We start from the raw sequence: 13,128 nt of genomic DNA on the forward strand, positions 1-13,128 counted from the left end.
CGGGCCTCCCTTGTGGCGCGTATCAGAACGTGCGCTGAACTGACATATGAGCCAGTGCTTCCAGTGCGGTACGCCACGGTGATTTTGGCAAAACTTCCAGCGCAGCAATGGCCTTATCAGCCTCTTTTTCAGCGGCATTGCGCGTCCACCCCAGCGAACCGCACTGATTCATTGTTTCCAGAACGGATTCCAATAAGTGACGCCCATTTCCTTCTTCAATGGCTGAACGGATCATGCTGGCCTGTTCGGGCGTTCCGTTGCGCATCGCGTGTAGCAACGGCAAGGTAGGTTTTCCTTCACTCAGGTCATCGCCAACGTTTTTGCCCAGCGTTTCGCCATCAGCACTGTAGTCCAGCAGATCGTCAATTAACTGGAATGCGGTACCGATATAACGGCCATAATCCTGTAAAGCCTGCTCTTCTGCCTCACTGGCACCTGCCAGAATGGCGGAAGACTGCGCTGCGGCTTCGAACAGACGGGCAGTTTTGCTGTAGATAACCCGCATGTAGCTCTCTTCGGTGATATCCGGGTCATTACAATTCATCAGCTGTAACACTTCACCTTCGGCAATCACGTTCACCGCTTCTGACATCAAAGCCAGCACCTTCAACGACCCAAGGCTGGTCATCATCTGGAAGGCGCGGGTGTAGATGAAATCACCCACCAGTACGCTGGCCGCGTTGCCAAATGCGGCGTTGGCGGTGGCTTTGCCACGGCGCATATCGGATTCATCTACCACGTCATCGTGCAGCAGCGTTGCGGTGTGAATGAACTCAATCAGCGCTGCCACGGTAATATGTTGTTTACCCGCATAATCATTGATTGCCCGCGCAGCCAACACGGCAATCATAGGCCGGATGCGTTTACCTCCGCCATTGATAATGTAGTAACCCAACTGGTTGATAAGGGACACATCTGAGTTCAGCTGGTCGAGTATTGTCGCATTGACGTCCGCCATATCTTGCGCGGTGAGTTCGTTTATCTGTTCTAAGTTCATTAGTCTGTTCAGCTATCGCTCAGTTCGCAACTATGATAAGCGCCTTTATCCGTGCCTGTGGCATGAAATGTATGACAGATTGTACTTGAAAAACGCGGCGGTGAAACGCCCCCATTCACCTTGCGTTTTTTTTCTGCAATACAGTGTAACAGGCACTTGTCTTTGGCGGGGAAGTTGCGTAGAATTCGCGCCCTATTGTGAATATTTATAGCGCAGCCTGAAATACAAAAAAGGCAAGCGCGGAAGCGGAGTTCTATATGTACGCGGTTTTCCAAAGTGGTGGTAAACAACACCGAGTAAGCGAAGGTCAGACCGTTCGCTTGGAAAAGCTGGACATCGCAACCGGCGAAACGATTGAGTTCGACCAGGTTCTGATGATTGCCAATGGCGAAGACGTTAAAATCGGCGCACCTTTAGTTTCTGGTGGCGTGATTAAAGCGGAAATCGTTGCTCACGGTCGTGGCGACAAAATCAAGATTGTTAAGTTCCGTCGTCGTAAGCATTACCGTAAGCAGCAGGGTCACCGTCAGTGGTTCACTGATGTGAAGATCACTGGCATCAGCGCCTAAGAGGAGATCTGACAAATGGCACATAAGAAAGCTGGCGGCTCGACTCGTAACGGTCGTGACTCCAATGCAAAACGTCTGGGCGTGAAACGTTTCGGCGGCGAATCTGTACTGGCTGGTAGCATCATCGTTCGTCAGCGTGGCACCAAATTCCACGCGGGCACCAACGTAGGCTGCGGTCGTGACCACACCCTGTTTGCTACGGCAAATGGTAAGGTCCTGTTCGAAGTTAAAGGCCCGAACAACCGTAAATACATCAGCATCGTTGCTGAGTAATCCGGTATTCGTGCCGCAGAGCAGCCGTTAAGGCGCTCACTGCGACGAAAAGAAAAGCCCCGCATTAGACTGCGGGGCTTTTTACATTCTGCCCGAGCTGTCAGAGAACTGAATGTCAGAGACCAGGCAACAGGCAGGAATGGGTATGGCGCTGGCGCCGATCGCCACCATGAGCCGGGGCTTGCTCCCGAACGCTATGAAGCGGGCACTTGCAGGTGATGGACCCTTCATGGTGGTATTTTACCGCTTTTTCCTCGCAGTCCTTGGCTGGGGACGATTCTGGCGTTAAAACGCCGGCTGCCGCCCCGGGACTTTTTTCGGCATCCCCGCTGGCTGGTGATGTTTTTTAATACCAGCCTGGTCTCACAACAGATTCTGTTTTTGTTGTACACTTTGTGTGCAGTGGCTTTACTGCCTTTGGCTGACCAGGAACGGGTATAGCCGTTGACTGGCTGATTTTTTGTGCGCTGGAAACCCTGGTGGGTTATGGCGCGCTGGCGTAAGCATGGACCTGTTGGCAGGCGGCACAGGTCAGCGTAATTGTGACGCTAACGCCGCTGTTTACCCTGTTTTTTCAGAATTGTTATCGCCTGGCTGGCCCGACTTTTTTGCCATTCCGCAGCTCAATACTCCAGGGTTTGTTGGAGCAATAGTCGTGATGTCAGGCACCCTGTTTCCCGCAATTGGTCATCGCTTATGGCCACGGCGGAGCAATCCCGTTCCGATGCCATGCGCATTGGACACCGGGCGTATGAGTGACGGAGAAGTAAAATGAAGTTTGTTGATGAAGCGACGATCCTGGTAGTAGCTGGCGATGGCGGTAACGGCTGCGTGAGCTTCCGTCGTGAGAAATATATTCCGCGTGGCGGTCCTGATGGCGGCGATGGCGGTGACGGCGGTGACGTGTATATGCAGGCCGATGAGAACCTCAATACCCTGATTGACTACCGTTTTGAGAAATCCTTCCGCGCAGAACGTGGTCAGAACGGTCAGAGTCGCGACTGTACCGGTAAACGAGGTAATGACATTCTGATCAAAGTACCGGTCGGAACGCGCATTATCGATCAGGGAACCGGTGAAACGCTGGGCGATATGACGCATCATCAGCAAAAAATGATGGTGGCCAAAGGCGGCTGGCACGGACTGGGCAACACGCGCTTCAAATCATCGGTGAATCGTACTCCGCGTCAGAAAACCATGGGTACGCCGGGTGAGAAACGCGATCTGCAGCTGGAGCTTATGCTGCTGGCGGATGTTGGCATGCTGGGCCTGCCTAACGCCGGTAAATCGACCTTTATCCGTGCCGTTTCCGCTGCCAAGCCGAAAGTTGCTGATTATCCGTTTACTACGCTGGTGCCAAGCCTGGGCGTAGTGCGTATGGACAGCGAGCAAAGTTTTGTTGTTGCCGATATCCCGGGCCTGATCGAAGGTGCATCTGACGGAGCCGGTCTGGGCATCCGCTTTCTCAAACACCTTGAGCGCTGCCGCGTGCTGTTGCACACCATCGACCTGGCACCGATAGATGAAAGCGATCCGGTGGAAAATGCGCGCATCATCCTCGGCGAACTGGAAAAATACAGCGATAAGCTGTTCCAGAAGCCGCGCTGGCTGGTGTTCAACAAGGTTGATCTGCTGGATGAAGAAGAGGCGGAGTCTCGTGCCAAAACTATCGCGCAAGCGCTGGGTTGGACTGACAAATACTATCTGATCTCTGCGGCGAACCGTACCGGCGTGAATGCGCTGTGCTGGGACGTGATGGCCTTTATCAAAGCCAATCCGAAAGAGGCAGAACTGGCCGCCAAACAGCCAGAGAAAGTGGAATTCATGTGGGATGACTACCATCGTCAGCAGCTGGAAGAAGCGCAGCCAGAAGTGGAAGAAGACGATGACTGGGACGATGACTGGGATGAAGATGACGAAGAAGGCGTCGAAACCATCTATCAGCGTTAAGCCACGCTAAAACCAACGGGACGCATCTGATAGCGTCCCGTTTTGTTTTGATGCGCTCTTTACCCAGTTTGCGCCGCAGATTATAAATATGCACCTCAAGCGTATTTAAGGCGGTATCATCCTGCCAGCTGTAGAGATCCTGCTGTCATGTTTCACGGTGCACCGTCTGGCCGATGCGCATCAGCAGGCGGGTTAACAGGGCAAACTCTTTCGGCGTCATTTCAGCTGGCTGAAGATCGACAGCCACCTGCTGCGAGGAGAGGTTGAGGGTGATATCGCCATGCTGCAACAGGTTATCGCTTCTGACCTGATAGCGGCGGATCAGTGCACGGACGCGTGCTTTCAGCTCCGCCAGCGCAAACGGTTTGACCAGATAGTGGTCGGCACCGGCATCCAGCCCCTTAACCCGGTCGGACAGGTCATCACGCGCGGTGAGGATCAGCACGGGCAGATCCTGTTTTCCTTACGCCATTGGCGCAGCAGATCGGCTCCGTCACGATCCGGTAAGCCAAGATCCAGCACCACCAGACTGTACCGAGCGCTGTGCAGAAATGCCGCTCCCTGAGCCGCATTAACCGCGCAGTCAACGGCGTAACTTTCCCCTNCCCCCCCGTCAGAACAAGGTAAGCCCTCTGGCAGCAGCGCATCATCCTCTACAATCCGTATTTTCATCGGCTCAGTTATTCCGGTAAACATCTTTATACAGACGGCTCTCGAAGCGTACCAGGGGGATGCGTCGTTGACGCTGATCCTGCGGCGGAACGGCGTAGCCTGAAAGGAACTGCACGAAAGCAACACGCTGACCGCTGGCGGTGGTCATGAAGCCAGCCAGATTATAAACGCCCTGCAGCGAACCAGTTTTAGCGGAAACTTTGCCGTCGACGCCCGCTTCATGCAGGCCGCCGCGATAGAGTAACGTGCCGTCATGACCGGCCAGCGGCAGCATTGAAATGTAGTCGAGCTGGCTGTCATTTTGCGCAATGTACTGTAGCACCTGCATCATCGTAGCCGGGGAGATTAAATCGTGGCGTGACAGCCCCGATCCATCCACCTGAATACTGTTACCCAAGTCAATATTTGCCTTCTGTCGTAGGATCTGACGCACGGCATCCGAACCCGCCCGCCAGGTACCCGGCACGCCAAAACGCTCGCGGCCAATGGTGCGGAATATGGTATCGGCGATCATGTTATCGGACTTCTTTAACATGATCCTCAACAGGTCGTGCAGCGGAGCCGACCGGGTTTCAGCCAGTATCGTGGCAGGCTGGGTCAGCAACGTCTGGCGCACAAGATGGCCGTTATAATCGATGCCGGCATTTTGTAGCTCGGCCTTCAGCAGCGCGCCTGCATAGCTGGCACCATCCTGAATGGCAAACGCCAGCGGCAGCGGCTCGGCACGCTGTGTCAGGCAGCCGGTCAGCGTGAAACGGTTCAACTCACCGGGCACCACGTCCAGCTCGCAATACTGGGCATCGGGCGAGCCTTTTGCCAGCGTGCGCACTTCACTGAACATATTTACCGGATAGTAAGACGCCACGCGGATAAAGGCTTTATCGCCCGGATTTGGCGCGCTGTATAACGATACCGAGAAGCAGTTACGGTCGACGATGGCGGCACCCGGCGGCGCGCTGAAACACTGGGTCATATCATTCCACGGCCAGCCTGGGGCTTTGTCATGGCTGGCGAAGACCGATGTATCAATCACCAGGTTGCCCTCAATATGCTGTACTCCTTGCTTCTTCAGGGCGTTGACCATATTGCGCAGATCCTGGCGCGTCAAAGTCGGGTCGCCGCCGAAGCGTGCCACCAGGTCGCCGCGCAGCGTATTGCCACTCAGGCTGCCTTTGCTTTCCAGCTGAGTATGGAAACGATAATCCGGACCGAGTTGCAACAGGGCAGCCAGGGCGGTGATAACCTTCATGGTGCTTGCCGGCAGCGCCATCTGCTGACTGTGATAGTCAATCGATGGCGCTGCCGCACCTATTTTCTGTACCATCAGCGCCAGATTTGCGCCGTCGGGTAAATATTCGCTGTACTCTTCGACGGGCGCAGCCTGCGCTTGCAGCATAAATGCGCAGGTAATACCGGTAACAATTCGTGAAAATCGCATAATCTCGCGTTAACTGACAGGTGATACGGCCATACTACGGTGCATCGTGGTGAAAAGTAAACGATGACCCCTACGGAACTCTGGGGTAAAATACGTATCAAATTGCAAAATTGATCCTGACCCGGAGCTTGCTCCGGGTCAGGTTTCTTTCGTTTTAAATCAGTAACAGACGCCGCAGAACGCCTTTTCTGCAAACCAGTCGTCAGGACGACGGCACGATGAACAGGACAGATTTTACGAGGTATTGAGATGAATCAGATTCCGATGACGTTAAGGGGCGCGGACAAACTGCGCGAAGAGCTGGAAGAGCTGAAAACCGTCAAACGGCCCAGAATTATTGCCTCAATTGCTGACGCGCGTGAGCACGGCGACCTGAAAGAAAACGCGGAATATCATGCTGCGCGCGAAGAACAGGGTTTCTGCGAAGGGCGTATTCAGGAAATTGAAGCGAAGCTGTCAAACGCTCAGGTTATTGATGTCACCAAAATGGCCGGTAACGCTAATGGCCGGGTGATTTTCGGTGCGACCGTTACCGTACTGAACGTTGAAACTGACGAAGAGTCAACCTACCGCATTGTGGGCGACGATGAAGCGGACTTTAAGCAAAATTTGATTTCGGTAAATTCGCCGATGGCGCGTGGTCTGGTGGGCAAAGTGGCAGACGATGTTACCGTGATTAAAACCCCCGGCGGTGATGTGGAATACGACATCATAAAAGTGGAATATCTCTGATTTCAGCTACTCTGCACATTGCCCGTTATACTTTGAGTGGCACTTGCGCTGGCGGCGTTACCCGGCGCATCAGGGCTGAAGCACACGGCGTACGGATCTGCTGCGGGCCGATTTGTCGTTCAACCGGATTATTAGCGTGTACCAGCTTTGCGCTATTCGGGCGATTGCCGCTCTTCCGCGATTCAGATTGCTCGCGGAACGGTAAGATTTTTTGTAAAGATAAGAAAAGGCCGCTGCGCGGCCTTTTATCAGAGTCAAGAGCATGGCACTTTCTCCAGATTCTGAGCATGGCAGGAAGTGGGCGGCAACCGCCGCACTTTTACCTCAGCGCGGAATGGAGATCTTGCGTTCCTTCGTCGGACGGTACAGCACCAGCGTTTTGCCGATAACCTGCACGTTCACTGCACGCGTTTCGCGCACGATAGCTTCAACGATCAGGGCTTTCGTCTCACGGTCTTCTGTGGCGATCTTCACCTTGATAAGTTCATGGTGCTCCAGTGCTTGTTCGATTTCGGCCAGCACCCCTTCGGTCAAACCATTGTTGCCCAGCATAACAACAGGCTTCAGCGGATGGGCCAGACCTTTCAGGTGCTGTTTTTGTTTGGTACTCAGATTCATCGTATATTTTACTTACATTGGGATTGAAAACGGGTCATTCTACCGCCATCTCTGGTGTATCACCAAATCGGCAGCGCTGATTTGCGCGGTTTATTTATCGCTACGTTGAATCATAGTTGGAAATTGTATGACTGGTAAAAAGCGTTCGGCCAGTTCCAGCCGCTGGCTACAGGAACACTTTAGCGATAAATATGTGCTTCAGGCACAGAAAAAGGGGCTGCGCTCGCGCGCCTGGTTTAAACTGGATGAAATACAGCAAGGCGACAAGCTGTTCAAACATGGGATGACCGTGGTCGACCTTGGCGCTGCTCCCGGCGGCTGGTCGCAATACGTGGTTACGCAGATTGGGTCAAAAGGTCGCGTCATCGCTTGTGATATTCTGCCGATGGATCCTATCGTTGGCGTCGATTTTCTACAGGGCGATTTCCGTGAGGAACTGGTGCTGAAAGCACTGTTGGAGCGCGTAGGGGATACCCAAGTTCAGGTGGTCATGTCTGACATGGCACCCAACATGACCGGTACACCTGCGGTGGATATTCCCCGATCGATGTATTTGTGTGAACTGGCGTTAGAGATGTGCCGTGACGTTCTGGCACCTGGCGGCAGCTTTTTAGTGAAAGTATTTCAGGGAGATGGCTTTGAAGAATACCTGCGGGAAATTCGCTCCCTGTTTACCAAAGTGAAAATTCGTAAGCCGGACGCTTCGCGCTCTCGTTCACGCGAAGTGTATATTGTAGCGACAGGGCGCAAACTATAACCTGAATGACTGTAATGGCTGTCAACATCGCAGCGATTCCAAGTGTGAAGGATATATAGTACCCTACGCTGTCTGTTAACACCGTTGTAATATGAGGTTAATCCCTTGAGTGACATGGCGAAAAACCTGATTCTCTGGTTAGTCATCGCAGTCGTGCTGATGTCTGTTTTCCAGAGCTTTGGGCCCAGCGAGTCGAATGGCCGTAGGGTTGATTATTCAACCTTCTTGTCGGAAGTGAACCAGGATCAGGTCCGCGAGGCACGTATTAACGGGCGTGAGATTAACGTAACCAAAAAAGACAGTAACCGATACACCACCTACATTCCTGTTAACGATCCCAAGTTGCTCGATAACCTGTTGACTAAAAATGTGAAAGTTGTAGGTGAACCGCCAGAAGAGCCGAGCCTGTTGGCATCGATCTTCATCTCATGGTTCCCAATGCTGTTACTTATCGGTGTATGGATCTTCTTTATGCGTCAGATGCAGGGCGGCGGCGGAAAGGGCGCGATGTCCTTCGGCAAGAGCAAGGCTCGTATGCTGACAGAAGACCAAATTAAGACCACTTTTGCCGATGTTGCCGGGTGCGATGAAGCAAAGGAAGAAGTTAGCGAGCTGGTGGAATATCTGCGTGAGCCTAGCCGTTTCCAGAAGCTTGGTGGTAAAATTCCGAAAGGCGTACTGATGGTCGGCCCTCCGGGTACCGGTAAAACGCTGCTGGCAAAAGCCATTGCCGGTGAAGCTAAAGTCCCTTTCTTTACCATCTCAGGTTCTGACTTTGTCGAAATGTTTGTTGGTGTAGGTGCCTCCCGCGTTCGTGACATGTTTGAACAGGCCAAAAAAGCTGCGCCATGTATCATCTTCATCGATGAGATCGATGCGGTGGGCCGTCAGCGCGGGGCCGGTTTAGGCGGCGGCCACGATGAACGTGAGCAAACCCTGAACCAAATGCTGGTAGAAATGGACGGCTTTGAAGGCAACGAAGGTATCATCGTTATTGCCGCGACGAACCGTCCTGATGTCCTTGACCCGGCGTTACTGCGTCCGGGACGCTTTGACCGCCAGGTTGTTGTGGGCCTGCCAGATGTCCGTGGTCGTGAGCAGATCCTTAAAGTGCATATGCGCCGTGTGCCGTTGTCTCCGGATGTCGATGCGGCAATCATTGCGCGCGGTACGCCTGGCTTCTCCGGTGCCGATCTGGCTAACCTTGTCAATGAAGCTGCGCTCTTCGCCGCCCGTGGTAATAAGCGTGTGGTGTCGATGGTGGAGTTTGAAAAAGCCAAAGACAAAATCATGATGGGCGCGGAACGCCGCTCCATGGTGATGACCGAAGCGCAAAAAGAGTCTACTGCGTATCACGAAGCCGGCCATGCGATTATCGGCCGTCTGGTGCCAGAACATGACCCGGTACACAAAGTGACCATTATTCCGCGCGGACGCGCTTTGGGTGTGACTTTCTTCCTGCCTGAAGGCGACGCTATCAGCGCCAGCCGTCGGAAACTGGAAAGTCAGATCTCCACTCTGTACGGTGGTCGCCTGGCGGAAGAGATTATCTACGGCGTTGAACATGTTTCTACCGGCGCGTCGAACGACATTAAGGTCGCGACGTCGATAGCCCGTAACATGGTGACGCAGTGGGGCTTCTCGGAGAAACTCGGTCCGCTCCTGTATGCAGATGAAGAGGGTGAGGTGTTCCTCGGCCGTTCGGTGGCAAAAGCCAAGCATATGTCTGATGAAACGGCACGCATCATCGATCAGGAAGTCAAATCCCTGGTGGAGATCAACTACAAGCGGGCTCGCGAGATCCTGGGCAAAAATATGGACATCCTTCATGCGATGAAAGACGCCTTGATGAAGTATGAAACCATTGATGCACCGCAGATCGATGACCTGATGGCGCGCCGTGAAGTGCGTCCGCCAGCTGGCTGGGAAGATCCGGGCAGCACTAACAATTCTGACGGCAATGGTACGCCACAGGCACCGCGTCCGGTCGATGAACCGAATACGCCAAACCCGGGTAATACCCTGTCAGAGCAGTCAGGCGACAAGTAATTGGGCACGCTGTGAACTGCTGTCGTTATGAACCCCGGCCATGTCCGGGGTTTTTTTATACCTCAATAAACGGAGACGATTTGTTATGAAGCTGTTCGCCAGAGATGCCGTGCTCGATCTTTCTCATCCCCATGTGATGGGAATATTGAATGTCACTCCTGACTCTTTTTCTGATGGCGGCAAGCATAACGAGTTAATCCAGGCGCTGACCCACGCAAATGAGATGATTAACGCCGGAGCAACGATTATCGATGTTGGCGGTGAGTCCACCCGTCCTGGTGCCGCAGAGGTCAGCACGGAGCAGGAGCTGGATCGCGTTATCCCCGTGGTAGAAGCTATTGCTCAACGTTTTGAAGTCTGGATCTCGGTCGATACTTCCAAGCCAGAGGTGATCCGCGAAGCGGCCTGCGCCGGGGCACATATCATCAACGATATCCGCTCACTGCAAGCACCTGGCGCGCTGGCTGCTGCTGCGCAAACCGGTTTGCCAGTCTGCCTGATGCATATGCAGGGCGAACCAAAAACCATGCAGCAGTCGCCCCGGTATCAGGACGTTCTGCACGATGTGAAGACTTTTTTTGTCGAGAATATCGCCCGCTGCGAAGCGGCCGGGATCAAAAAATCGCAGTTGCTGCTCGACCCGGGTTTTGGTTTCGGTAAGAATCTCTCCCACAATTATCAACTGCTGGCGCATTTGGCCGATTTGCATCATTTTGGCCTGCCGCTGCTAGTCGGCATGTCGCGTAAAAGTATGATTGGCCAGCTACTGAACGTCGGGCCATCGCAACGATTGACCGGCAGCCTCGCCTGCGCGGTGATTGCCGCGATGCAGGGCGTCCATATTCTGCGCGTGCATGACGTCAAAGAAACCGTAGAGGCGATGCGCGTTGTCGAAGCCACACAGTCCGCAAGGGAAAAATAATAGTATGAGCGAGCGTAAATATTTTGGTACAGACGGTATCCGTGGCAAAGTGGGTGAATCTCCCATCACTCCGGATTTCGTGCTCAAGCTGGGCTTTGCTGCGGGTAAAGTCCTGGCGCGCCATGGTTCAAAGCAGGTCATCATTGGCAAAGACACGCGCATTTCCGGCTATATGCTCGAATCAGCGCTCGAAGCGGGGCTGGCGGCAGCTGGGCTGTCTGCGGCATTTACCGGGCCAATGCCCACACCTGCGGTGGCGTACCTGACCCGGACGTTCCGTGCCGAAGCCGGAATTGTGATCTCTGCTTCACATAACCCGTTTGATGACAATGGAATCAAGTTTTTCTCGACCGAGGGCACCAAGCTGCCTGATGAAGTGGAAGCAGCGATTGAAGCTGAAATGGAAAAACCGATTACCTGTGTCGAATCTGCCGCCCTGGGCCGCGCCAGCCGCATCGTTGATGCCGCCGGACGTTACATTGAGTTCTGCAAAGGCACATTTCCCAGCCAGTTGAGCCTTAACGGGTTGAAAATTGTGGTGGACTGTGCCAACGGTGCAACCTATCACATTGCACCTAATGTGCTGCGCGAGCTGGGAGCCACGGTGATTGCGATTGGCGATCAGCCCGATGGCATGAACATCAATAAGGGATGTGGTGCCACCGATCTGCAACTGCTGCAAACGCGTGTGCTGGCAGAGAAAGCCGATGTCGGACTGGCCTATGATGGTGATGGCGACCGCATAATGATGGTTGACCATATGGGTCATAAAGTTGACGGTGACCAAATCCTGTATCTGATCGCTCGCGAAGGGTTGCGCCAGGGGGAGCTGCGTGGCGGCGTGGTCGGCACGTTAATGAGCAATATAGGGCTGGAGCTGGCGCTAAAACAGCTGGGTATTCCTTTTGCCCGTGCCAAAGTAGGCGACCGCTACGTGCTTGAGAAACTGAAAGAGAAAGGATGGCGTCTGGGTGCGGAGAACTCCGGGCATGTGATCCTGTTGGACAAAACAACCACCGGTGACGGCATCGTAGCAGGTTTGCAGGTACTTACTGCGATGGTTCGCAATCACATGAGTTTGCACGATTTATGCAGCGGTATGAAACTGTTGCCGCAAATACTGGTGAACGTCCGCTTCAACGGGGTGAATGACCCGCTGGAAGATGCTCAGGTCAAATCGGTGACGGCTGAAGCCGAAACTGAGCTGAAAGGGCGCGGTCGCGTACTGTTACGTAAATCAGGTACCGAACCGTTAATTCGCGTGATGGTAGAAGGCGAAAATGAAGCACAGGTCAGCGCGTTGGCCCACCGTATTGCTGATGCGGTGAAGGCGGTTTGAGGAAGACTGCCGAAGAGAACTCAAAAAGCGCTTAATGTGTATGGCAAGGACAATCCGTTTATACGGGTTGTCCTGCACAAAATTTGCCTGGTGCACCGATCATCGCTGATTAAATGCGCATTTTTACGGATAAAATCCGCGCTTTGTCGTTTTTTTCCGCAATCGGGAGTGGTGAGCGAAATTGCTCTTGCGTGGGCGGGTCCCTTTGGTTAGTATTCACACCCGCTTCTGATGGGTAGTGATAAACTATCTTTCTAACTGGTTTGAAGCTTTTGATGTGCGGTTAACGCGCAAGGAACAAGGTTGATTATGTACGAAGCTCTTTTAGTAGTTTTCCTTATTGTGGCAATCGGCCTTGTCGGTCTGATCATGCTTCAGCAAGGTAAAGGCGCTGATATGGGAGCATCATTTGGTGCAGGCGCTTCCGGTACGCTGTTCGGTTCTAACGGTTCAGGTAATTTCATGACCCGTATGACTGCAGTGCTGGCGACCCTGTTCTTCATTATCAGTCTGATCCTGGGCAACATCAACAGTAACAAAACCCAGAAAGGAAGCGAGTGGGAAAACCTGACTCAGCCGGCGCAGTCGCAACAGACTCAGCCTGCTAAACCGGCCGCACCGGGCAGCGACATTCCACAGTAAGCAGTCAGTGCAGTCACCTTTTCGACGCGACAGAAATAAAAAAGTCGCCCCTTTAGTGCCGTGGTGGTGGAATTGGTAGACACGCTACCTTGAGGTGGTAGTGCCCGCATGGGCTTACGGGTTCAAGTCCCGTCCTCGGTACCAAATCAAAGTTTTGCTTGCGAATTATG

At 53.4% G+C, this 13,128-nt stretch carries 12 protein-coding genes, 1 tRNA gene and 2 pseudogenes; 11 read left to right on the forward strand and 4 right to left on the reverse strand.

From position 1 onward, the window contains the following. Positions 1 to 22: 22 nt before the first annotated feature. Positions 23 to 997 carry an octaprenyl diphosphate synthase gene (gene ispB / locus EPYR_RS01865; RefSeq protein WP_012666718.1) on the reverse strand — a complete coding sequence of 325 codons (975 nt, stop codon included), beginning with the start codon at positions 995 to 997 and terminating at the stop codon, positions 23 to 25. A gap of 257 nt (positions 998 to 1,254) precedes the next feature. On the opposite strand from ispB, the gene rplU reads away from it, so the two are divergent. The 4 genes and pseudogenes from rplU (at position 1,255) to cgtA (ending at position 3,789) form a co-directional block, all read left to right on the forward strand. After that, entirely contained in the window at positions 1,255 to 1,566 is a 312-nt protein-coding gene (gene rplU / locus EPYR_RS01870; RefSeq protein WP_004155106.1) for a 50S ribosomal protein L21, read from the forward strand. Between the two features lie 15 nt (positions 1,567 to 1,581). Beyond that, positions 1,582 to 1,839 (forward strand): 50S ribosomal protein L27, encoded by a 258-nt coding sequence (gene rpmA / locus EPYR_RS01875; protein WP_012666719.1) that lies wholly within the window; start codon positions 1,582 to 1,584, stop codon positions 1,837 to 1,839. A gap of 112 nt (positions 1,840 to 1,951) precedes the next feature. Then, a pseudogene (locus EPYR_RS20925) lies at positions 1,952 to 2,614 on the forward strand (DMT family transporter). Further along, positions 2,611 to 3,789 carry an Obg family GTPase CgtA gene (cgtA, locus tag EPYR_RS01880; RefSeq protein WP_012666720.1) on the forward strand — a complete coding sequence of 393 codons (1,179 nt, stop codon included), beginning with the start codon at positions 2,611 to 2,613 and terminating at the stop codon, positions 3,787 to 3,789. The pseudogene EPYR_RS20925 and the gene cgtA overlap by 4 nt, the downstream one beginning before the upstream one ends. Before the next feature lie 37 nt (positions 3,790 to 3,826). Here the strand turns inward: cgtA and pmrA are convergent. Together pmrA and dacB are read right to left on the reverse strand one after the other, a co-directional pair. Continuing rightward, positions 3,827 to 4,461: pseudogene (gene pmrA / locus EPYR_RS01885) on the reverse strand (two-component system response regulator PmrA); the annotation flags it as partial. A gap of 4 nt (positions 4,462 to 4,465) precedes the next feature. Continuing rightward, positions 4,466 to 5,899 (reverse strand): serine-type D-Ala-D-Ala carboxypeptidase, encoded by a 1,434-nt coding sequence (gene dacB, locus EPYR_RS01890; RefSeq protein ID WP_012666723.1) that lies wholly within the window; start codon positions 5,897 to 5,899, stop codon positions 4,466 to 4,468. A gap of 249 nt (positions 5,900 to 6,148) precedes the next feature. Here dacB and greA point away from each other — a divergent pair, with 249 nt between their 5' ends. After that, positions 6,149 to 6,631, forward strand: a complete 483-nt coding sequence (greA, locus tag EPYR_RS01895) for a transcription elongation factor GreA (RefSeq protein WP_012666724.1) — start codon at positions 6,149 to 6,151, stop codon at positions 6,629 to 6,631. 324 nt (positions 6,632 to 6,955) lie between these two features. On the opposite strand, the gene yhbY is transcribed toward greA, so the two are convergent. Continuing rightward, the gene (gene yhbY, locus EPYR_RS01900) at positions 6,956 to 7,249 is read right to left on the reverse strand and encodes a ribosome assembly RNA-binding protein YhbY (RefSeq protein WP_012666725.1); all 294 of its coding nucleotides are present in this window, start codon (positions 7,247 to 7,249) and stop codon (positions 6,956 to 6,958) included. A gap of 127 nt (positions 7,250 to 7,376) precedes the next feature. On the opposite strand from yhbY, the gene rlmE reads away from it, so the two are divergent. From rlmE to EPYR_RS01930, 6 genes are all read left to right on the forward strand, one after another. Continuing rightward, positions 7,377 to 8,006, forward strand: a complete 630-nt coding sequence (gene rlmE, locus EPYR_RS01905; RefSeq protein ID WP_012666726.1) for a 23S rRNA (uridine(2552)-2'-O)-methyltransferase RlmE — start codon at positions 7,377 to 7,379, stop codon at positions 8,004 to 8,006. A gap of 114 nt (positions 8,007 to 8,120) precedes the next feature. After that, entirely contained in the window at positions 8,121 to 10,055 is a 1,935-nt protein-coding gene (gene ftsH / locus EPYR_RS01910; protein WP_012666727.1) for an ATP-dependent zinc metalloprotease FtsH, read from the forward strand. Between the two features lie 85 nt (positions 10,056 to 10,140). Then, a complete protein-coding gene (folP, locus tag EPYR_RS01915) occupies positions 10,141 to 10,977 on the forward strand; it encodes a dihydropteroate synthase (RefSeq protein ID WP_012666728.1) in 837 nt (278 codons plus the stop codon). Between the two features lie 4 nt (positions 10,978 to 10,981). Next, positions 10,982 to 12,316 carry a phosphoglucosamine mutase gene (glmM, locus tag EPYR_RS01920; RefSeq protein WP_012666729.1) on the forward strand — a complete coding sequence of 445 codons (1,335 nt, stop codon included), beginning with the start codon at positions 10,982 to 10,984 and terminating at the stop codon, positions 12,314 to 12,316. A gap of 309 nt (positions 12,317 to 12,625) precedes the next feature. Then, positions 12,626 to 12,958, forward strand: coding sequence for a preprotein translocase subunit SecG (secG, locus tag EPYR_RS01925; protein WP_012666730.1), 333 nt, complete (start codon positions 12,626 to 12,628; stop codon positions 12,956 to 12,958). Positions 12,959 to 13,015: 57 nt separating this feature from the next. Next, positions 13,016 to 13,102 (forward strand) — tRNA-Leu (locus tag EPYR_RS01930). The last annotated feature ends 26 nt before the right edge of the window (positions 13,103 to 13,128 follow it).

Origin of the sequence: Erwinia pyrifoliae DSM 12163 (genome assembly GCF_000026985.1) — a bacterium.
GTDB lineage: Bacteria > Pseudomonadota > Gammaproteobacteria > Enterobacterales > Enterobacteriaceae > Erwinia > Erwinia pyrifoliae.

Coding starts and splice junctions, on each gene's coding strand:
- cgtA (WP_012666720.1), top strand. CDS start 2,611: ATGAAGTTTGTTGATGAAGCGACGATCCTGGTAGTAGCTGGCGATGGC.
- rplU (WP_004155106.1), top strand. CDS start 1,255: ATGTACGCGGTTTTCCAAAGTGGTGGTAAACAACACCGAGTAAGCGAA.
- rpmA (WP_012666719.1), top strand. CDS start 1,582: ATGGCACATAAGAAAGCTGGCGGCTCGACTCGTAACGGTCGTGACTCC.
- rlmE (WP_012666726.1), top strand. CDS start 7,377: ATGACTGGTAAAAAGCGTTCGGCCAGTTCCAGCCGCTGGCTACAGGAA.
- glmM (WP_012666729.1), top strand. CDS start 10,982: ATGAGCGAGCGTAAATATTTTGGTACAGACGGTATCCGTGGCAAAGTG.
- folP (WP_012666728.1), top strand. CDS start 10,141: ATGAAGCTGTTCGCCAGAGATGCCGTGCTCGATCTTTCTCATCCCCAT.
- ftsH (WP_012666727.1), top strand. CDS start 8,121: ATGGCGAAAAACCTGATTCTCTGGTTAGTCATCGCAGTCGTGCTGATG.
- greA (WP_012666724.1), top strand. CDS start 6,149: ATGAATCAGATTCCGATGACGTTAAGGGGCGCGGACAAACTGCGCGAA.
- ispB (WP_012666718.1), bottom strand. CDS start 997: ATGAACTTAGAACAGATAAACGAACTCACCGCGCAAGATATGGCGGAC.
- dacB (WP_012666723.1), bottom strand. CDS start 5,899: ATGCGATTTTCACGAATTGTTACCGGTATTACCTGCGCATTTATGCTG.
- yhbY (WP_012666725.1), bottom strand. CDS start 7,249: ATGAATCTGAGTACCAAACAAAAACAGCACCTGAAAGGTCTGGCCCAT.
- secG (WP_012666730.1), top strand. CDS start 12,626: ATGTACGAAGCTCTTTTAGTAGTTTTCCTTATTGTGGCAATCGGCCTT.